The 20571-nt window shown below is 60.1% G+C and carries 20 protein-coding genes; all 20 read left to right on the top strand.

What is annotated here, in order from left to right; genetic code table 11:
* Nucleotides 1-16 precede the first annotated feature (16 nt).
* The 20 genes from ABI546_RS02390 (at nucleotide 17) to ABI546_RS02295 (ending at nucleotide 20490) form a co-directional block, all read left to right on the top strand.
* Nucleotides 17-1051 carry an RluA family pseudouridine synthase gene (locus tag ABI546_RS02390; protein WP_348043734.1) on the top strand — a complete coding sequence of 345 codons (1035 nt, stop codon included), beginning with the start codon at nucleotides 17-19 and terminating at the stop codon, nucleotides 1049-1051.
* Between the two features lie 122 nt (nucleotides 1052-1173).
* Nucleotides 1174-1938, top strand: a complete 765-nt coding sequence (scpB, locus tag ABI546_RS02385) for an SMC-Scp complex subunit ScpB (protein ID WP_348043732.1) — start codon at nucleotides 1174-1176, stop codon at nucleotides 1936-1938.
* A gap of 3 nt (nucleotides 1939-1941) precedes the next feature.
* A complete protein-coding gene (locus tag ABI546_RS02380) occupies nucleotides 1942-3558 on the top strand; it encodes a pseudouridine synthase (protein ID WP_348043730.1) in 1617 nt (538 codons plus the stop codon).
* 128 nt (nucleotides 3559-3686) lie between these two features.
* A complete protein-coding gene (gene ndk, locus ABI546_RS02375) occupies nucleotides 3687-4112 on the top strand; it encodes a nucleoside-diphosphate kinase (RefSeq protein ID WP_348043728.1) in 426 nt (141 codons plus the stop codon).
* Between the two features lie 79 nt (nucleotides 4113-4191).
* Complete coding sequence (gene rlmN, locus ABI546_RS02370) at nucleotides 4192-5340, top strand: 23S rRNA (adenine(2503)-C(2))-methyltransferase RlmN (RefSeq protein ID WP_348043726.1); 1149 nt, start codon at nucleotides 4192-4194, stop codon at nucleotides 5338-5340.
* The gene (pilW, locus tag ABI546_RS02365) at nucleotides 5337-6146 is read left to right on the top strand and encodes a type IV pilus biogenesis/stability protein PilW (protein WP_348043724.1); all 810 of its coding nucleotides are present in this window, start codon (nucleotides 5337-5339) and stop codon (nucleotides 6144-6146) included. The genes rlmN and pilW overlap by 4 nt, the downstream gene beginning before the upstream one ends.
* The gene (locus tag ABI546_RS02360) at nucleotides 6139-7146 is read left to right on the top strand and encodes a RodZ domain-containing protein (RefSeq protein ID WP_348043722.1); all 1008 of its coding nucleotides are present in this window, start codon (nucleotides 6139-6141) and stop codon (nucleotides 7144-7146) included. The genes pilW and ABI546_RS02360 overlap by 8 nt, the downstream gene beginning before the upstream one ends.
* Nucleotides 7147-8424, top strand: a complete 1278-nt coding sequence (gene ispG, locus ABI546_RS02355) for a flavodoxin-dependent (E)-4-hydroxy-3-methylbut-2-enyl-diphosphate synthase (protein WP_348043720.1) — start codon at nucleotides 7147-7149, stop codon at nucleotides 8422-8424. It abuts the gene before it with no gap.
* Nucleotides 8425-8429: 5 nt separating this feature from the next.
* Complete coding sequence (gene hisS, locus ABI546_RS02350; RefSeq protein WP_348043718.1) at nucleotides 8430-9779, top strand: histidine--tRNA ligase; 1350 nt, start codon at nucleotides 8430-8432, stop codon at nucleotides 9777-9779.
* A 90-nt stretch (nucleotides 9780-9869) separates the two neighbouring features.
* The gene (locus tag ABI546_RS02345) at nucleotides 9870-10562 is read left to right on the top strand and encodes a tetratricopeptide repeat protein (protein WP_348043716.1); all 693 of its coding nucleotides are present in this window, start codon (nucleotides 9870-9872) and stop codon (nucleotides 10560-10562) included.
* Nucleotides 10559-11713, top strand: coding sequence for an outer membrane protein assembly factor BamB (gene bamB, locus ABI546_RS02340; protein ID WP_348043714.1), 1155 nt, complete (start codon nucleotides 10559-10561; stop codon nucleotides 11711-11713). Before ABI546_RS02345 ends, bamB begins: the two co-directional genes overlap by 4 nt.
* Before the next feature lie 27 nt (nucleotides 11714-11740).
* The gene (gene der / locus ABI546_RS02335; RefSeq protein ID WP_348043712.1) at nucleotides 11741-13084 is read left to right on the top strand and encodes a ribosome biogenesis GTPase Der; all 1344 of its coding nucleotides are present in this window, start codon (nucleotides 11741-11743) and stop codon (nucleotides 13082-13084) included.
* A gap of 51 nt (nucleotides 13085-13135) precedes the next feature.
* Nucleotides 13136-13405, top strand: coding sequence for an RNA chaperone Hfq (hfq, locus tag ABI546_RS02330; protein WP_309683960.1), 270 nt, complete (start codon nucleotides 13136-13138; stop codon nucleotides 13403-13405).
* A 44-nt stretch (nucleotides 13406-13449) separates the two neighbouring features.
* Complete coding sequence (hflX, locus tag ABI546_RS02325; RefSeq protein ID WP_348043710.1) at nucleotides 13450-14583, top strand: GTPase HflX; 1134 nt, start codon at nucleotides 13450-13452, stop codon at nucleotides 14581-14583.
* A 57-nt stretch (nucleotides 14584-14640) separates the two neighbouring features.
* Nucleotides 14641-16056, top strand: a complete 1416-nt coding sequence (hflK, locus tag ABI546_RS02320; protein ID WP_348043708.1) for an FtsH protease activity modulator HflK — start codon at nucleotides 14641-14643, stop codon at nucleotides 16054-16056.
* Nucleotides 16057-16067: 11 nt separating this feature from the next.
* Complete coding sequence (gene hflC / locus ABI546_RS02315; protein WP_348043706.1) at nucleotides 16068-16973, top strand: protease modulator HflC; 906 nt, start codon at nucleotides 16068-16070, stop codon at nucleotides 16971-16973.
* A 6-nt stretch (nucleotides 16974-16979) separates the two neighbouring features.
* Nucleotides 16980-17168, top strand: coding sequence for a DUF2065 domain-containing protein (locus tag ABI546_RS02310; protein ID WP_348043704.1), 189 nt, complete (start codon nucleotides 16980-16982; stop codon nucleotides 17166-17168).
* Between the two features lie 138 nt (nucleotides 17169-17306).
* Nucleotides 17307-18497, top strand: coding sequence for an ATP phosphoribosyltransferase regulatory subunit (locus tag ABI546_RS02305; protein WP_348043702.1), 1191 nt, complete (start codon nucleotides 17307-17309; stop codon nucleotides 18495-18497).
* 52 nt (nucleotides 18498-18549) lie between these two features.
* Nucleotides 18550-19890 (top strand): adenylosuccinate synthase, encoded by a 1341-nt coding sequence (locus ABI546_RS02300; RefSeq protein ID WP_348043700.1) that lies wholly within the window; start codon nucleotides 18550-18552, stop codon nucleotides 19888-19890.
* 75 nt (nucleotides 19891-19965) lie between these two features.
* Complete coding sequence (locus ABI546_RS02295) at nucleotides 19966-20490, top strand: phosphoribosyltransferase (RefSeq protein ID WP_348043698.1); 525 nt, start codon at nucleotides 19966-19968, stop codon at nucleotides 20488-20490.
* The last annotated feature ends 81 nt before the right edge of the window (nucleotides 20491-20571 follow it).

The raw sequence follows: 20571 nt of genomic DNA, 5'->3' as shown, positions 1-20571 counted from the left end.
GCAATCGACCTTCTTGATGACTGATTCAGAACAAAGCAAATTGATTATATCGGGCGCTGCTGCGCCTGAGGACGTACCAGACGAGGCGCTGGAGGAGGGAGATGCGACTGTCGAAATGGAGCTGCGTCAGGTAGCGGTTCCGGCCGACAACCATGGCAGTCGCCTGGACCGTGCGCTGGCTGTCATTGTGCCCGAGTTCTCCCGGACATACCTTCAGCAATTGATTGACTCGGGCATGGTAAGCATCGGGGGCGTGACAGTCACCAAGGCGTCCGCAAAGGTCAAAGCGGGCGATGCGCTGGCGATTGAGCTGCGTCCGACGCCGCAAAGCCAGGCGTTCAAACCAGAGGCCATGGCGCTGGAAATCGTGTTCGAGGATGCTTACCTGATGGTGATTAACAAGCCCGCTGGGCTGGTAGTGCATCCGGCGCCCGGAAATTGGCATGGAACTTTGTTGAACGGCTTGCTGGCGCATGATCCACGGGCGGTTTTGTTGCCGCGCGCCGGCATCGTCCACCGTCTTGACAAGGACACCAGTGGACTGATGGTGGTTGCTCGCCAGCGGTCGGTGATGGACCAGCTGGTGGGTCTGATCGCCGCCCGCGACGTGAGCCGCGAATATGTGGCGCTGGCACATGGCGCGTGGCAGGGTGCGAAAGCCCGGCAGGTCGATACCGCCATTGGACGGGATCCACGCAATCGACTGCGCATGGCGGTGGTGGACCTGGAGAGAAACGCCGGGAAAACCGCTTCCACCATGGTCTCGCTGCTGCAAACCGTCGGCAAGCATTGCCTTGTCCGTTGCAAGTTGCACACCGGTCGCACGCACCAGATCCGGGTGCACATGGCCTCCATCGGCCATCCGCTGGTATCGGACGCGTTGTATGGGGGAGCACCCGCAGCGGGTCTTGGCAGGCAGGCGCTGCATGCCTGCCGGCTGGCGTTCAAACACCCTTTTACGGGCGAGGCCCTGGCTTTCAGGTCGGACCCTCCCGCGGACATTCAGGCGGCTATTGCCGGTTTAGGCCTGATATACAATCAAAACCAGTAGTTTTCAGCTACCTGCACCATGGCGCCCTGATCAGGAGTTGCGTATCGGGTGCCTTGCGCAACAAGCGCCGACCCACGTTTTCCCGGCCTTTTTTTCCGCTTATTTTCGGAACGAGCACAACCATGAATACGACGGATGCAAAACGCGTCCTCGAAACAGCACTCATTTGCGCGCAGCAACCGTTACCCCTGCGTGAAATGGGCGTCCTGTTTAACGGGGTATTGACTGCAGACAGCCTCAAGCTGGTGCTTGAGGAGCTGCAAAATGACTGGTCGGGCCGTGGCGTGGAACTCGTTCATGTCGCGACCGGGTGGCGTTTTCAAAGCAGGCCCCAGATGCGTGAGTATCTGGATCGGCTGCATCCCGAGAAGCCGCCGCGCTATAGCCGTGCCACGCTGGAAACCTTGGCCATCATTGCCTATCGCCAGCCTGTAACCCGCGGAGACATGGAAGACATCCGGGGGGTCACGATCAACAGCATGATCCTCAAGCAGCTCGAAGATCGCGGTTGGGTCGAGGTGATCGGCCATCGGGAGACCGTCGGTCGCCCGGCGCTGTATGCGACCACCCGACAGTTTCTGGATGATCTCGGCGTTGAGTCGCTGGACCAGCTTCCGGTGATGGACGCCAGCCCGAATCAGCTCCCGATGCTCGAGCAGATCGAATTCGGTATCTCTGAATTGGCGGCCAAGGTTGAAGTCGATGATGTTGATGTGGCAGTACCTGAATCCTCCTCGACGGATCCCGCTTCTGAGGCTATCCAAGAGTCTGCAATGCCCGAATCGTTGGGGTTGCCGACTCAGGACGCACTGGCACCCGCCAGCGACGGTGACACAGAGCCTGTCGAGCAAAACGAGCACGTGGGCGATGATCCTGCACGAATGTAAAAAATGACCCAACCAGACCCTTCTGTGCCTGAATCTGCGGATACGCCCCGTGAGCCTCGCGATGAGTCTTTAAGACAGAAAAACGCCGCGCCAGATATGCCGGGTGCGTCAGTCCCACCTGAATCCGCCGAGACCCAGACGGATCGTGCCCCGGAGACTCGTCCTCCACGCGGTCGTAACGCTCCCTCGCCGGATGCTATCCGCTTTGAGGATGTGGTGACCGGGCAATTCGATGCCGACGAAGAAGATGTCGCGTTGACCCTGCCTAAACGGGTGTTGGCGCCTCAGCCCGAAACACCCAAGCTGCACAAGGTGCTTGCACAGGCGGGTTTGGGTTCGCGGCTCGAGATGGAACAGCTGATTTTGGAGGGACGCATTTCGGTCAATGCCGAGCCTGCGCACATTGGGCAGCGCATCCAGTTTGGTGACACGGTCAAGATCAACGGCAAGCCGATCCGGGTACGCATCGACCCCCCGCCACCGCGGGTGATTGCCTATCACAAGCCGACCGGAGAGGTCGTCACGCATGATGATCCGCAGAATCGCCCGACTGTGTTTCGGCGGCTGCCCAAGCTGTTTCAGGGAAAGTGGCAATCCGTGGGGCGGCTGGACCTGAATACCGAAGGCCTGTTGTTGCTGACCAGCTCAGGTGAGTTGGCCAACAAGTTGATGCATCCACGCTTCGGTCTGGAACGTGAGTATGCCGTTCGGGTGCTTGGAGCCCTGAACAACGAGGAGAAAAAACGCCTGTTGGAAGGGGTTAGCCTGGACGACGGCGTGGCCCAGTTCGGTTCGATTGAGGCCGGCGGAGGCGAAGGTGCCAACTGTTGGTACAAAGTCACCATTTCCGAGGGGCGAAACCGCGAAGTGAGGCGTATGTTTGAGGCGGTAGGCCATGCCGTCAGCCGTCTCATCCGGATTCGTTATGGGGCTATGGTTCTTCCCAGGGGCCTCAAGCGGGGTGCTTTTGTTGAACTTGATGATCGCGATATTTGGGCGCTGACCAGCGCCTTGACGCGCTCTGAATCTCGTGCCTCTTCCCATGCGGCGGCTGGTGACCAGCCGGCGGTTGGTGCGAGCGGGGAGGGTACCGAACAACCCGGACGGGGGCCGCGCAGAAATGAACGGTCGCGTGGTGGACGGACACGGCCCCCTGCACCTAACAGTGCGCCATTTTCAGGGACCCCACAAGGCAGTGTGGGGGACGAGCATGACCCGCATGAACTGCAGCCACCACTCAATCTCAATGATTCGGCGCCGCGCGGCAACCGGCGCCGTGGCGGCAAGGCGCGAAACCAGGGCGGCAACACTGGTGGTTACCGGGCGGGCCAGCCGCAAGGCGGCAGTGCGCAAGGTCAAAAGCGGCGTGATGACCGAGGAGACAAGCCTCCCGGAGGCGCCCAGCCTGACCCGATGAAGACGTCATTCGGGTATATCGGCGCGGACACCTTTACCCGGCAACGACAGGGTCAGGGACAAGGCCAAGGGCAGCAACGTCGCGGCGGCGGCAACGGCATGGGTGGAAACGGGACAGGCGGGCCGCGCCGTGGTGGTACCAGCGGTGGGGGAAACAGGGGTGGCGGGAATCGTGGCGGTGGAAACCGCGGTGGGAATCGCTGACTGTTGCAGAGTCACTTCAACCTGCAAGGTTGATTTGAATGAAGCCACCCACAGGTTAAAATCATGGGCTTTATTCGAATTTTTGAATAATTTAAAACTCCAAAAAATCCAAAGTTAAGGAAAATCTCATGGCAATCGAACGCACCCTCTCCATCATCAAACCCGACGCAGTGGCAAAAAATGTCATCGGGCAAATCTATGCGCGTTTTGAAGCTGCCGGCCTGAAGGTTGTGGCCGCCAAGATGGCTCATCTGTCGCAAGGCGAGGCGGAGGCTTTTTACGCTGTGCATAAAGAACGTCCTTTCTTCAAGGATCTCGTTTCCTTCATGATTTCCGGTCCCGTCATGATCCAGGCACTGGAAGGTGAAGGCGCCATTCTGAAAAATCGCGACCTGATGGGCGCTACCGACCCGAAGAAAGCTGCTGCCGGCACCATCCGCGCCGATTTCGCTGACAGCATTGACGCCAATGCCGTGCATGGTTCCGATGCCGCCGAAACGGCCAAAGCGGAAATTGCATTCTTCTTTCCCGGCATGAACGTTTACTCGCGTTAAATATGCCTCTCCCCATGCTCCGCTGCCCATTTCGAGGGCTGCCGCTTGCGTGGGGCGGGTCAGTTGGCTGCCCACCGCCATGACTGCCAACCTTCTTGACTACGATCTGGATGGTTTGGCGGCCTTCTGCGGGCAGCTTGGCGAAAAGCGTTTTCGGGCCACGCAGCTTTTTCGCTGGATTCACCAAAAAGGGATTGCCGACTTCGCGCAAATGACGGACTTGGCGAAGTCCTTGCGCGACAAACTCGCAGGGTCTGCTCACGTCGCGGGTCTCAAGGTGCTTTCTCGCCACGACTCCACCGACGGAACCATCAAATGGCTATTTGATGTCGGGGCGGGCGATGTCATCGAGACCGTCTTTATTCCGGAAACCGACCGTGGAACACTGTGCATTTCCTCTCAGGCAGGGTGTGCCGTGGGCTGCCGGTTTTGCTCCACAGGCCACCAGGGCTTCAGCCGTAATCTGACTACGGGGGAGATCATTTCCCAATTGTGGTTCGCTGAGCATTTTCTGCGCCAGCACCTGGGCAGGGACGAACGGGTAATTTCCAATGTGGTCATGATGGGCATGGGCGAGCCCTTGCAGAACTATTCACAGTTGTTGCCTGCGCTCAGGGTCATGCTGGATGACCATGGTTACGGCCTCTCGCGCCGACGGGTAACCGTGTCGACGTCAGGCGTGGTACCGATGATTGACCGGTTGGCCGCCGATTGCCCCGTCGCTTTGGCGGTGTCGCTGCATGCGCCTGAAGATGGGCTGCGCGACAACCTTGTGCCGCTGAATAAAAAATATCCCATAGCTGAGCTGCTGGAGGCTTGTACCCGCTACCAGTCGTCAGCGCCCCGGGATTTCATCACATTTGAGTATTGCATGCTCGACGGCGTGAACGACCAGCCTGGGCACGCGCGGCAACTCGTCGCACTGGTTCAGGGGCACGCGGCACATGGCCTCTCGTGCAAGTTCAACCTGATTCCGTTCAACCCGTTTCCGGCGTCCGGTTTGAAGCGCTCCGATATGCCGCAGGTGGCAGCATTTGCGAAGATCCTGATGGACGCGGGAATTGTCACGACCGTCAGGAAAACACGCGGGGACGACATTGATGCGGCTTGTGGGCAACTGGCCGGTGACGTGCAGGATCGTACGGGGGTAGATCAGCGTATGGCGGCACAGCGGCAAGGTATGCTCGGGGGAATCAAGGTCGTTGTGGCCAAAGGGATGGGTACATGAGATTTCTCGCCAATATGATCTGGATGCCGGCATGCCTGCTGGCTGTGCTACTGACCGGATGTGCCAATCACACCGGCGCTTCGGGAGCTGCGGGTAACCGCAATGACATCGTCACCGAATCCGACGAACCCGATCAGCGTCGGCGTGCGAGGCTGCGCCTTGAGTTGGCCACAGGCTATTTCGAGCAGGGGCAGATCAATGTGGCGCTTGATGAAATCAAGCAGGCACTCGTAATTGATCCCACTTTTGCAGATGCCTACAACTTGCGTGGGCTTGCTTATATGAGGCTAAACGATATTCCTTTGGCGGAAGACAGTTTCCGCCGCGCACTTGCATTGAACCCGCGCGACGCTGGCGTAGCGCATAACTACGGCTGGCTCTTGTGTCAGCAAGCCAAATACACTGATTCGCTTCGCTGGTTTGCTCAAGCAATCGCCAACCCAACCTACGCTGGCAGAGCCAAAACTTTGATGACGCAGGGGATTTGCCAGCTGCGTGCAGGTCAGCGTGCTGAAGCGGAGCAAAGTTTGACGCAGGCCTACGAGCTGGATGCCGGCAACCCTATCATTGGGTACAACCTGGCAAGTATTTTGTATGAGCGCGGTGATTTGACGCGCGCCCAGTTTTACATTCGGCGCTTGAATAACAGCGATTTGGCGAATGCAGAAACACTTTGGCTCGGTATCAAAATTGAGCGCAAATTGAATAACCGCGACTCGGTGCGGCAGCTTGGCGATCAGCTCAAAAAACGTTTCGCGCAGTCGAAGGAAGCCGCGGCCTATGACAAAGGGGCGTTCAATGAGTGACGCTGATATGGCGATGGCTGCTGAGTCGGCGACGGACGCGTCTGCTTCTGAGCACAACACCGCTCCCGAACCCACGGCCGGTGCGCTGCTTCGCCAGGCAAGAGAGGCGGCGGGCATGCATATTGCTGCCCTCGCGGTCTCTCTCAAGGTTCCGGTGAAAAAACTCGAAGCGTTGGAGCAGGATCGTTTTGAGTTGCTGCCGGATGCCGTTTTTGTTCGTGCGCTGGCGTCCAGCGTATGCCGCAGCCTGAAGCTCGATGCCGCTCCTGTGCTGGAGCGCCTGCCTCAAACCACCGCTCCAAAGCTGACTTATCACAAGGCGGGCATCAATACGCCGTTCCGTTCGCCGGGCGAAGGTCCGCGGCCTACCAAGTGGACCCATCTTTCCAAGCCGGCGGTGGTCGCAGTCCTGGCGTTGCTGCTTGGCGCTTTGGTGTTGATTTTTCTGCCTGTTCTTAAACCGGATACCGCAAAAGGTGACGGCGATCAGGCTGGCGGGGCCGAGGCTGTCAAACCGCTGCCCGCGGCCGTGGCCATCACTGGCGCGGGGCCGGTAAACGACGCCCCGGCAGCCTTTCCCACACCGCAAACTAATGAAAATACTTCGGGCACCGGTTCCGTCGTGACGTCCGGCTCGCCGCCCAGTTCCCCCCCAACCGCCTCGCTACCGGGTTCAGCCCTTCCTGCGATTCAACCTGCACCGGCGTCGGTATCAGGCAGTGCCGTAACGCCGGCCGCATCACCAGCATCGTCGGCTGCGCCATCGGGCATTGTGGTTTTCCGCGCCAAGGGTGCTTCCTGGGTGGAGGTGACTGATGCCAAGGGGACCGTTGTGCTGCGTCGCACCCTGGCAGCCGGGGAAGTGGCGGGCGTGTCAGGCGCATTGCCGCTGGCTGCCGTGGTGGGAAAAGCCGACGTCACCCAGGTACAGATACGTGGACAGGCTTTTGACCTGGGCAGCGTGGCCCGTGACAATGTTGCCCGGTTTGAGGTGAAATAAATGCTGACGGGCTGTCTTCCAATCGATTCTGCATTTCCCAAAGCGCGCCGGTCCCTCCAGGCGCAGGTGTCGTGGGGCGGACGTATTTTGACTGTGGGCGGAGATGCGCCAGTGCGCGTTCAGTCCATGACCAATACCGACACGGTGGACGCCATCGGTACCGCGATTCAGGTCAAAGAGCTGGCGCTGGCGGGCTCCGAGATGGTCCGTATCACTGTCAATACTCCAGAAGCGGCGCAGGCGGTCCCGTATGTGCGTGAGCAGCTCGACCGGATGGGCATTGATGTCCCGTTGATCGGTGACTTCCACTACAACGGACACCGTCTGCTGACTGACTACCCCGCTTGTGCGGAAGCATTGTCCAAGTACCGGATCAACCCTGGCAACGTTGGCAAGGGTGACAAGCGCGACCGGCAGTTCGGCCAGATGATTGAAGTGGCCATGCGCTGGAAAAAACCTGTCCGCATCGGTGTGAATTGGGGCAGCCTTGACCAAGAGTTGCTGGCCAGTCTGATGGATGAAAACAGCGCGCGTGCTGTTCCGTGGGATGCCCGGCAGGTCATGTACGAAGCCTTGATTACCTCGGCGGTCGACTCCGCCCGGCGCGCCGAAGAAATGGGAATGCCCCGCAACCAGATTATTCTTTCCTGCAAGGTCAGCGGCGTCCAGGACCTGATTTCAGTCTATCGTGAGCTCGCAAAGCGGACAGACCACGTGCTCCATCTCGGCCTGACCGAAGCTGGAATGGCAACCAAGGGAACCGTCGCTTCTACGGCGGCGCTGTCGATTTTGTTGCAAGAGGGTGTGGGCGACACCATCCGGGTGTCATTGACGCCTCAGCCAGGCGAGGCTCGTACCCAGGAAGTTGTTGTCGCCTCGGAAATCCTCCAGGCGCTTGGCCTGCGGACTTTCGTGCCCAGTGTCACGGCCTGCCCGGGTTGCGGGCGGACGACCAGCACCACGTTCCAGGAGCTTGCCAAGCAAATTGACGATTTCCTTCGCGCGCAGATGCCCGTCTGGCGTGAACAGTACCCTGGTGTGGAAGGACTCAAGGTCGCCGTCATGGGTTGTATCGTCAATGGCCCGGGGGAAAGCAAACATGCCGATATCGGTATCAGCTTGCCCGGTTCCGGCGAAGCGCCAGCCGCACCGGTGTTCATTGATGGCGAAAAAAGGCTGACTCTGCGCGGTGACAACATCGCCCGGGAGTTCCAGGTCATTGTCGAAAACTATATTGAAAAACGCTTTGGCACGCATACCGTCGCTGAAGTTGCGTGATACCCATGGTTGAAAAAACAACTGCCGGCCCGGTAGAGAAGACTGTCGTGTCCAAATCGGAAAAACTGGCGGGCGTCAAAGGCATGAACGACATCCTGCCGCCGGAGTCGGCGCGCTGGGAGTGGTTCGAAGCCAAGGTCCGCGCCTTGATGGCGCGCTATGCCTACGCTAACGTGCGCACCCCGATCGTCGAGCCGACCGCATTGTTTGTGCGCGGCCTGGGCGAGGTCACCGACATAGTCGAGAAGGAGATGTATTCCTTCGTCGACTCCATGAACGGAGACCGGCTCACATTGCGGCCGGAAGCCACCGCCGGCATTGTGCGTGCGATGGTCGAACACAACGCCCTGTACAACGGCCCCATGCGGGTCTGGTCGGCCGTGCCGCTGTTCCGCCACGAACGGCCACAGAAGGGGCGCTACCGCCAGTTTCACCAGATCGATGTCGAAGCGCTGGGCTTTGCCGGCCCCGATGTAGACGCCGAGCAGATTCTAATGTGCCGCGCGCTGCTGCAGAATCTGGGCATTCCGATGGAGCATGTGCGGCTCGAACTGAACAGTCTGGGTCAGCCGGATGAGCGCATGGCGCACCGTGCCGCGCTGATTGCGCACTTTGAAGCGCACGCCGATGTGCTCGACGAAGATGCCAGGCGGCGGCTGCATAGCAATCCGCTGCGCATTCTTGACACCAAAAATCCAGCCATGCAGGCCATCGTCAACGCGGCGCCGCAGCTCATGGACTTCCTTGGCGAGGCTTCGCTGGCGCACCTGAATGCGGTGCGTGCGGTGCTTGATGCTGCGGGGCTGGCCTACCGCATCAATCCACGCTTGGTGCGCGGCATGGACTATTACAACCTCACGGTCTTTGAATGGATCACCGACAAACTGGGCTCTCAAGGAACAGTTTGCGGTGGTGGCCGCTATGACGGCCTGTTCGAGCAGCTGGGCGGCAAGCCTACGCCCGCGGTCGGCTGGGGCATGGGTGTGGAGCGGATGCTGCTTCTGCTTGAGGCTGTTGGCGTGCTGCCCCCCCCAAGCGGTCCCGACGTCTACGCGATCGTGCCGTCGGCCGATGCGATGCCGGTCGTGATGGCAAGCTGCGAAGCCTTGCGTGCCGCTGGCGTCAACGTGCAGATGCACGCCGGCACGACAGACGGCATGGGGAGCATGAAATCCCAATTCAAAAAGGCCGATGGCAGCGGTGCGCGATATGCCCTGATTTTTGGCGAAACTGAACTCGCCCAAGGCTGCGTTGCCGTCAAGCACCTCCGGGGTGAAAAGAATGAGGCCCTGACGGCCCAGGCACTTCAGCCGCTGGCCGATATTGCGGGCTGGGCCCGCACGCTGCTCAGCTGACCTGGAAAGGCCGCCATTCGGGCGGCGGCCGGGCCTCTACAATCACCTCAACTCAATCCGCGCCGTTTCTCGGGGCAGAACAAGAACTTTATGGCAAAACATCTCGATTTGGAAGAACAGGAACAGCTTGATGAGCTCAAGCATTTCTGGAAACAGTACGGCGACATGATCACCTGGGCCCTGATCGTGGTGCTCGGAGCCTTCGCGGCATGGAACGGCTACCAGTATTGGCAGCGTAGTCAGGATGCCCAGGCGTCGGTTATGTATGACGAAGTTGAGCGCGCGGTACAGTCCGGCGACATGGCCAAAGTGGACCGTTCGCTGGCCGATATGAAAGACCGTTTTGGCCGGACAAGCTATGCGCAGCAGGCGGGATTGCTCGCGGCCAAGGCGTACTACGACAAAGGCAATATAGACGCTTCGCGCGCCGCCCTGAATTGGGTCGCTGAAAAAGCGAACGACGCAGGTTATCAGTCGGTCGCCCGGTTACGTCTGGCTGGGCTGCTTCTTGAAAAGAAGTCCTATGACGAAGCCTTGCAGCAGCTTTCCGCTCCGTTCCCGAAAGATTTCGACGCACTGGCGGCGGACCGGCGCGGTGACATTTTGTCTGCGCAAGGCAAGAAGTCCGATGCCAAAGAGGCGTACGACAAGGCGTACAAAGGGCTCGATGAGCGTTCCGAATACCGCCGCCTGGTTGAGGTCAAGCTCAATGCGCTGGGAGTTGATCCCGCGGCAGGGCAGGCCAAAGCTTCCGATACACCCAATGCAGAGGTGAAAAAATGATTTATAAGTCTTTCAGGCCCCTGGCCTACGTGCTGCGTGCGCCAGTAGCTATCATTTTCATAGCACTTCTGGGGGGGTGCTCTTTCTTTGGTGGGGGACCTGCCAAGCCGCAACCCACAGAACTTCAGCCGGTGACGGGCCTGGTGTCGGCTCGCCAAATCTGGGCCACCCGTGTTGGGGCAGTGAACTTTCCGCTTGAAATGGGTGTTTCCGGCAATAGCGTAGCCGTGGCCAGCAGCGATGGCACCGTGGCTTTGCTGGATGCCCAGACCGGCCGTGATGTCTGGCGCTTTGCGCTGAACACGCCGCTGGCAGCAGGCGTAGGAAACGACGGCAAGCTGGTTGCTGTCGTCACCAAGGCCAATGAAGTCGTCGCATTGCAGGAAGGCCGTGAACTCTGGCGCCAAAAGCTTGGCGCGCAGGCGTTTTCGGCTCCGTTCGTGGCAGGGCTAAGGGTCTTTGTGCTGGCCGCAGACCGCTCCGTCTCGGCTTTTGACGGACAAACGGGCCGCAAGCTGTGGACACAGCAGCGTCCCAACGAACCGCTGGTGCTTCGCCAATCTGGCGTCATGCTGGCGGTGGGTGACACCCTGGTGGTCGGCTTGGCGGGTCGCCTCGTAGGCCTCAACCCATCCAATGGCAGCGTCCGCTGGGAGGCACCTGTGGCCACTCCCCGCGGTATCAATGACGTTGAGCGTCTGGTGGACCTCGTGGGCCGCGTCAGCCGGCAAGGTGACATTGTTTGTACGCGGGCATTTCAGGCCAGCGTCGGCTGTGTCAACGCCGCGCGCGGTAATTTGCTCTGGGCCAAGCCCGCCAATGGCATACAGGGTATTGACGGCGATGATCGCCTGCTGTTCGGCACAGAAGCCGATGGCACTGTGAACGCCTGGCGCCGAACCGATGGCGAGCGTGCCTGGTCGACGGACCGTCTGCGTTATCGCAGCCTGACGGCGCCGGTGGTGGTGGGTCGTTCCATCGCAATCGGCGATTTTTCGGGTTTTATCCACCTGCTGTCCCGCGAAGATGGTTCCTTGCTCAACCGCTTGCCCACCGATGGCTCAGCCATCGCGGCAACACCCGTGCTGGTAGGCAGTACGCTGATTGCCGTGACCCAAAATGGTGGTGTTTACGGCTTCCAGCCCCAATAAGGGCCACCGGCCCGTAGAAACTGATTGATGAAACCTGTCATAGCGCTCGTTGGCCGCCCGAATGTGGGCAAGTCGACGCTTTTCAACCGGTTGACCAAGACGCGGGATGCGATCGTGGCCGATTTCGCCGGGCTGACGCGGGATCGTCATTACGGTAACGGAAAGCTGGGCCCCCACGAATACATCGTGATCGACACCGGCGGGTTTGAACCCGATGCGGCGTCGGGCATCTACAAGGAAATGGCCAAGCAGACGCGGCAGGCCGTCGCGGAAGCCGATGTGGTCGTCTTTGTGGTCGATGCCCGTGCCGGCATCAGCGCGCAAGACTACGACATTGCCAAATACCTGCGCAAGCTGGGCAAGCCCACGGTCCTGACAGCCAACAAGGCCGAAGGCATGACTGAAGGCGTGCAGCTTTCTGAGTTCTTTGAACTGGGCCTGGGCGAAATGCTGGCGGTGTCGGCTTCGCACGGGCAGGGCATGCGTACGCTGGTCGACATGGCGCTCGCGCCGCTCAATTTGCCGGATCCCGAGGAAGAGGTCGAACCGCAAGACCCATCGGTCATCCGTCTGGCCGTAGCAGGGCGCCCCAATGTGGGCAAGTCCACGCTGATCAACACCTGGTTGGGGGAAGAGCGTCTGGTTGCATTCGACCTGCCCGGCACCACGCGCGACGCCATTTCAGTGCCTTTTGAACGGGATGGGCAAAAGTTTGAACTAATTGATACCGCTGGGCTGCGCCGCAAAGGGAAAGTCTTCGAGGCCATTGAGAAGTTTTCCGTTGTGAAAACCTTGCAGGCCATCGAAAACGCCAACGTGGTGCTACTGCTGCTGGACGCCACACAGGGTGTGACCGATCAAGACGCGCATATTGCCGGCTACATCCTGGAAAGCGGCCGTTCGGTGGTGCTGGCGATCAACAAGTCGGACGCTGTGGACTCCTACCAACGCGAACTGTTGGAGCGGTCGATTGAGACGCGCCTGGGTTTTCTCAAGTTCGCAGCCATCCATCCGATCTCAGCCATCAAGCGCCAAGGGTTGGGCCCGGTCTGGAAGTCCATTGTTCAGGCGCATGCCTCGGCCAACCGCAAGATGTCCACGCCGGTTCTGACGCGGTTGCTGCTGGAAGCCGTGCAGTTTCAGCAGCCTCAGCGGTCCGGTGTGTTTCGCCCCAAGCTGCGTTATGCCCACCAGGGCGGCATGAACCCGCCCATCATCATCATCCACGGCAACTCGCTTGAGCACGTCACTGAGTCATACAAGCGCTACCTGGAAGGGCGTTTCCGCAAGGAGTTCGATCTGGTCGGCACACCACTGCGCATCCAGATGAAGAGCTCTCACAACCCCTTTAAGGACAAGGAATCGGCTTAGGACTACATGACCACGAACACGCCCTGTGGTAAGGTCAGGTTCTATTAACTTTTGAACACGGAAAATATCGTGAGCAATAACAAAGGCCAGCTCTTGCAGGACCCATTTCTCAACACCTTGCGTCGCGAGCATGTTCCTGTTTCCATCTATCTCGTCAACGGGATCAAATTGCAGGGCCAGATCGAATCCTTCGATCAGTACGTGGTTCTGCTTCGCAACACTGTGACCCAAATGGTCTACAAACATGCGATTTCCACCATCGTTCCAGGCCGCGCAGTGAATTTCGCGACCAGCGATTCTGAAGAAAGCCCCGCCAGCTGAGTTCGTACGATACTCCGGTAAGCGCAACACCCCGGGTTCTGCTCGTGGGGGTTGATCTGGGGTTGCCAAATTTCGATGCCGATCTGCAGGAACTGGGTTTGCTCGCGCAAACAGCAGGCCTGCAGCCGGTTGCGCGCGTGACTTGCAAGCGCAGGGCGCCCGACGCGGCGCTTTTTATCGGAACGGGAAAAGCCGACGAAATCAAGTTGCTCGCGCTGGATACCGGCGCCACCGAGGTGCTTTTTGACCAGTCCTTGAGCCCGGCGCAGCAGCGCAACCTGGAGCGGCACCTGGACATGCCGGTCAATGACCGGACCCTGTTGATCCTCGAAATTTTCGCCCAGCGGGCCCGCAGCCATGAAGGCAAGCTTCAGGTGGAGCTGGCCAGGCTGCAGTACACGTCAACGCGTCTGGTACGGCGCTGGTCTCACCTGGAGCGGCAAACCGGCGGTGCGGGCGTGCGCGGCGGCCCGGGTGAAAAGCAGATTGAGCTCGACAAACGCATGATCGGCGACGCCATCAAGCGCACCAAAGAGCGCCTGGCCAAGGTGAAGAAGCAACGGCAAACCCAGCGAAAGCAGCGCGTGCGCCGCAACTCGTTCACCATTTCGCTCGTGGGGTACACCAACGCGGGTAAATCCACCCTCTTCAATGCGCTCGTCAAGGCGCGTGCCTACGCAGCCGACCAGCTGTTTGCCACGCTGGACACCACGACCCGGCAGCTTTATCTTGGAGATGCTGCGCGCTCCGTCTCCCTGTCGGACACCGTGGGTTTTATCCGCGACTTGCCTCACGGGCTAATTGACGCTTTCGCTGCAACGTTGCAGGAGGCCGCAGATGCCGACCTGTTGCTGCATGTGGTGGACGGCGCCAATCCCGATTTCCTTGAGCAAATCGAGCAGGTTCAACGGGTGCTTTCGGAAATTGGCGCGGCCGACGTGCCACAAATATTGGTGTTCAACAAACTGGACGCTATTGAAAAGGGCAACTGGCCCCTGCACATGCAAGACATGTTCGAACTCAGGGACGCGTTTGAGGGATCCAGCCGCAGCGTGGAACGGGTGTTCGTGAGTGCACAGACCGGCGAGGGTCTGCCGCTTCTGCGGGCCTTGCTGACCGGTTATGCGGCCAACCCGCCGACGGACGAAATCCCCCAAACTGCCGAGGACCTTGCCTGATATGGCGGTTTCATTAGGCACAATGTCGGTGTAATGAAAAAAAGTGAGTTTGAACCCATGAATCTGAACCCCGTGCTGCAGAACTTGACGAGCTTGCCAGGCCGGCTCAAGCAACGCGCCCAAGGCATGTTCAACCTCAATGATCCACGCTGGGGCCGCGACGACGACAAGCCGTCTTCCGGCGACGATGCCAAGCCCGAAGCCCCTCGCGAGGAACGTCCACCCACAAAGCCGGCCAACCGCCCGCAGGGGCAGGGACCGAATCAGGGGCCACCTGATCTCGACGAGCTCTGGCGCGACTTCAACCGCAAGCTCGGCGGCCTTTTCGGCGGCGGTAAAAACAATCCCGGCCGCGGAGGTTTCGGCCGCGGCAATGGCGGGGGTAACAACGGCGGCAATGGCGGCGGCTTTCAGCCCGACATGAAAAGTGCCGGCATCGGCGTGGGGCTGATTGCCAGCGTGGCTGTGCTGATCTGGCTTGGCACCGGTTTTTTCATTGTTCAGGAAGGCCAGCAGGCCGTCATCACCCAGTTCGGTAAATACCATTCCACGGTGGGTGCGGGTTTTAACTGGCGCATGCCTTATCCGGTGCAGCGCCACGAGATCGTGGTGGTCACGCAGATTCGTTCTGTGGATGTCGGCCGCGACGTCATCATCAAGGCGACAGGCCTTCGCGATTCGGCCATGCTGACCGAAGACGAGAACATTGTCGAAATCAAATTTGCCGTGCAGTACCGCCTGAACGACGCACGTGCGTACCTGTTTGAAAGCAAGGATCCTGCTGCCGCAGTGGTTCAAGCCGCCGAAACAGCCGTCCGCGAGGTGGTTGGCAAAATGAAGATGGATCTGGCCCTGGCAGACGAGCGCGACCAGATCGGACCGCGCGTCCGCGCCTTGATGCAAACCATTCTTGATCGTTACAAGGTCGGGGTTGAAGTGGTGGGCATCAACCTTCAGCAAAGCGGCGTACGTCCTCCCGAGCAGGTACAGGCGGCGTTTGACGATGTGCTCAAGGCCGGCCAGGAGCGTGAGCGCGCCAAAAACGAAGCCCAGGCTTACGCCAACAATGTGATTCCACGGGCCGTCGGCTCCGCATCCCGCCTCAAGGAAGAATCCGAAGCCTACAAGGCAAAAATTGTGGCGCAGGCACAGGGTGACGCCCAGCGCTTTCGTTCTGTTCTGACCGAATACCAGAAGGCACCCCAAGTCACCCGCGACCGCATGTACACCGACACCATGCAGCAGGTTTATTCCAGTGTGACCAAGGTGATGGTGGAGTCCCGACAGGGCTCCAACCTCTTGTACCTGCCGCTCGACAAAATCATGCAGATGACGGCGCAGGGCGATGCGGCCTCAGAGGCGGCACCCGGAGCCGCGGCTTCGCTGGCGGTGCCTGCTGCGCCCGTTTCCAGCTTGCCCCTCGATGCCCGTTCCCGCGATGCTTCCCGCACGCGCGATCGTGAAACACGCTAAGGAAGACGATCGTGAATAGAGTTGGATTTATTGCTTCTTCGCTGCTGGTCATCCTGGCGCTGCTCAGTTCCACGCTGTTTGTCGTTGACCAGCGCCAGTTTGGCGTGGTTTACGCCTTGGGCCAAATTAAAGACGTCGTCACCGAGCCGGGTCTTCATTTCAAGCTCCCGCCGCCGTTCCAGAACGTGTCGTATATCGATAAACGCCTTCTCGTGCTCGACAGCGTCGATGCAGAGCCGATGCTCACGGCTGAAAAGCAGCGGGTGGTGATTGACTGGTATGTTCGCTGGCGCATCACCCAGCCCAGCGAATACATCCGCAACGTCGGGCTGGACGAAAAAGCGGGGGCCAGTCAGCTCAACCGTGTGGTCCGCAATGCCTTCCAGGAAGAAATCAATAAACGCACCGTCAAGGATTTGCTTTCGCTCAAGCGCGAAGCCCTGATGGCAGACGTCAAGCGTGAAGTGCTTCAGGCCGTGCAGGGCGCGCAGCCCTGGGGCGTGGACGTGGTCGATGTGCGCATCACCCGTGTCGATTACGTGGAAGCGATCACCGATTCCGTCTACAAGCGTATGGTGGCCGAGCGCCAGCGTGTCGCCAACGAGCTGCGCTCCACCGGTTTTGCCGAAGGCGAAAAAATCCGTGCTGATGCTGACCGCCAACGTGAAGTCACGATCGCCAATGCTTACCGCGATGCGCAGAAGGTCAAGGGCGAGGGCGATGCCGAAGCGGCCCGCGCGTATGCAGAATCGTTTGGCCGCGATCCGCAGTTTGCCCAGTTCTACCGCAGCCTGGACGCCTACAAGGCGAGCTTCAACAAGAAGAGCGATGTGATGGTGCTGGACCCGTCGTCGGACTTTTTCAAGGCCATGCGCGGCCCCGGCACCGGCAACAATGCCGCGCCCGCCAAAAAATAATCCTCCGTGGACGGCAACACCCTCTGGCAGGCGCTGGCCCTGGTGCTGGTGATCGAGGGGTTGTTACCCTTTATCTCTCCAGGCGGCTGGCGCCGCATGTTTGAGCAAGTCCTTGCTCTGGGCAATGGGCAAATCCGTTTTTTTGGACTTTGCAGCATCGCCGCCGGCGTGATCATGCTGGTCGTGCTGGCATGAACTGATTGGCCGCTGTCGCCCCGGCACATCCAGCTCGGGCCAGTATTTGCGGTTGACTGCGGCATTGATCACCCGGTATGTCGGAAACCCGCTTCAAGCCCGGTAAAATGCTGTTTTTAACAGCCCACGAAAATTACAATGCCCGCCTGGTCGTCGTCATGGCAATTGCCTGATCAAATTGCCGATGTCCTGCCCTCCGAGGCGCGCCACATCGAAGAGCTGCGCCGCCTCTTCCTGGACACCGCCCGCAGCTATGGCTATGAATTGGTCATGCCGCCGCTGCTGGAGCATCTCGAATCGCTCCTGACCGGAACCGGTGAAGCCCTTGATTTACAGACCTTCAAGCTGGTAGACCAGCTCTCTGGCCGCACCCTGGGCTTGCGCGCCGACACCACGCCTCAGGTGGCCCGTATTGATGCCCATCTGCTTAACCGCAACAGTGTCACGCGGCTTTGCTATTGCGGCCCCGTTCTGCATACCCGCACCGACAAGCCCCACGCCACCCGTGAACCATTGCAGTTCGGCGCCGAAATCTACGGCCACGCCGGCCTTGAAGCCGACCTTGAAGCCCAGCAACTGGCACTCGAAGGCCTGAAGGCTGCCGGCGTCACCGAATTGAGCGTTGATATGGCCGACGTGCGCATCGTCAACAGCCTGCTGGCCGGCGCCACCGTCAACGCCAAGACATTGGCACTCATCCACGCCGCGCTGGCGGCTAAGGACGCGAGCGAGCTCGGCAGCCTCGTGGCCAGCCTCAAGGACGGCATTTCCGCAGAAGCGCGCGAGGGCCTGAAGGCGCTGTTGCAACTCTACGGTGATGAGAAAGTTTTGGCCGAGGCCGAAAGAGTCTTGCCGCCTTCGACCGGTTTGAAGGCAGCGTTGCAGAACCTCAAATGGCTGGCTGCCCACACCGGCGGCGAAAAAGGCGACGTCAAGGTCAGCTTTGACCTGGCCGACCTGCGCGGTTATGCGTATTACAGCGGCACCCGCTTTGCCATTTATGGGCAGGGCGCCGAACTGGCCCGTGGTGGCCGTTATGACGAAGTCGGCGCCGTGTTCGGCCGTAACCGCCCGGCAGCGGGCTTCAGTCTGGATTTGAAGGAGCTGGTCAGCGTGCTGCTGCCCCGGCCCCTGAAGGCCGCCATCCGCGCGCCTTGGGGCGAAGACGCCGGCTTGCGCGCGGCCATTGCCCGCCTGCGCGCCGGCGGTGAAACCGTGGCCTGCGTGTTGCCGGGCCACGAACACGAAGTCAATGAATTTGATTGCGACCGCGAACTGGCCCAGGCTGCCGGTCAATGGGTGGTCCAGCCCCTCAAGAAAGCCGCCTAAGGGCCTCAGCTCCGCCCGGCTTGACTCCAACGAACCTTAACGAGAATTGAAGATGACAAACAAACAAACCGCAACCGCGGGCCGCAATGTCGTGGTCGTGGGTACCCAATGGGGCGACGAAGGCAAGGGCAAGCTGGTCGACTGGCTGACCGGGATGTCGCAGGGCGTGGTGCGCTTTCAGGGCGGCCACAACGCCGGCCACACGCTGGTCATCAACGGCGTCAAGACGGCGTTGCACCTGATTCCCAGCGGCATCATGCGCCCGGGGGTGAAGTGCTACATCGGCAACGGCGTGGTGCTGTCGGCCGCCAAGCTGTTTGAAGAGATTGAAGGGCTTGAAAAAGCCGGTGTTGAGGTGCGTTCGCGCTTGCGCGTCAGCGAAGCCTGCCCGCTGATTCTGCCTTTCCACGTCGCGCTGGATGTCGCACGCGAAGCCTATCGCGAGAAGGGCGGAACGACCAAGATCGGCACCACCGGACGCGGCATCGGCCCCGCCTACGAAGACAAAATAGCCCGCCGCGCCCTGCGCGTGCAGGATCTCAAATACCCCGACCGTTTTGCCGCCAAGCTGCGCGAGTTGCTGGATCTGCACAACTTCGTGCTGACCGGCTACCTGCATGCGCCGGCTGTTGATTTCGACACCGTGTACGCAGAAGCCATGCGCCACGCCGAGCTGCTAAAGCCCATGATGGCTGACGTTTCGCGCGAACTCAACGACGCCAATGAAGGCGGCGCCAACCTGCTGTTTGAAGGCGCACAAGGCACCTTGCTCGACGTTGACCACGGCACCTACCCCTACGTGACCTCCAGCAACTGCGTGGCCGGCAATGCGGCTGCCGGCGCCGGCGTGGGCCCTGGCATGCTGCATTACATCCTGGGTATCACCAAGGCTTACTGCACGCGCGTGGGCGGCGGGCCTTTCCCGACCGAGCTCGACTGGGAAAAGCCCGGTACTGTGGGTTACCACCTCAGCACCGTGGGCGCTGAAAAAGGCGTGACCACCGGGCGCAGCCGCCGTTGCGGCTGGTTTGACGCTGCTTTGCTCAAGCGCTCGGCGCAGGTCAACGGCCTGTCGGGCCTGTGCATTACCAAGCTCGACGTGCTCGACGGTATTGACGAACTCAAACTGTGCACCGGCTACGAGCTCGACGGCCACATCACCGACATCCTGCCCATGGGCGCCGAAGAAATCGAGCGCTGCAAGCCGATTTACGAAACCCTGCTGGGCTGGAGCCAGAGCACGGTGGGCGTGACGGAATATGACAAGCTGCCGGCGGCTGCCCAAAAGTACCTGCACCGGATCGAAGAAGTCACCGGCGTGCCGATCCACATGGTCTCCACCAGCCCGGACCGAGACCACACCATCCTGCTGCGCAACCCTTACGCCGCCTAGTCCGAAATATTTGGAAAAACAGGCTTCCAGCCCAATCAGGGCGGGCGCAAGCAGCTATCAAATCAGGAGCATTTCATGTTGACAGAAGACGGCAAGCATCTCTATGTGAGCTATGACGAATACCACAACCTGATTGAAAAACTGGCTATCAAGATTCACCAGTCCGAGTGGAAGTTCGACACCATCCTGTGCCTGGCCCGCGGCGGCATGCGCCCCGGCGACATCTTGTCGCGCATCTTTGACAAGCCGCTGGCCATCATGTCCACCAGCTCCTACCGGGCCGACGCCGGCATGACGCAGGGCAACCTCGACATCGCCCGCTTCATCACCACACCCAAGGGCGAAATCGCCGGCAAGGTGCTGCTGGTCGATGACCTGGCCGATTCAGGTCACACGCTCAATGCCGTGATCCACCAGTTGAAGAACAACTACAAACCGATCACAGAGCTGCGCAGCGCCGTGATCTGGACCAAGGGCGTCTCCACCTTTCAGCCCGATTACTCGGTCGAGCTGCTGCCCACCAATCCATGGATTCACCAGCCGTTTGAAGGCTATGACGCGCTCTCGCCTGAGCAGCTCATGGCCAAGTGGAAGATATAGGCCCCCACGCTTTTCACTGCGTGTAATGCGCTGCCCCCCGAGGGGGCGCTGCGCCTGCGGCCCGGCTAAGCCGGTTCCGCG

It is taken from the genome of Polaromonas sp. (assembly GCF_039932935.1).
Classification (GTDB): domain Bacteria; phylum Pseudomonadota; class Gammaproteobacteria; order Burkholderiales; family Burkholderiaceae_C; genus Polaromonas.
Note: the sequence above shows the minus strand (reverse complement) of the source record. Positions and strands in the feature narration are given on the sequence as shown.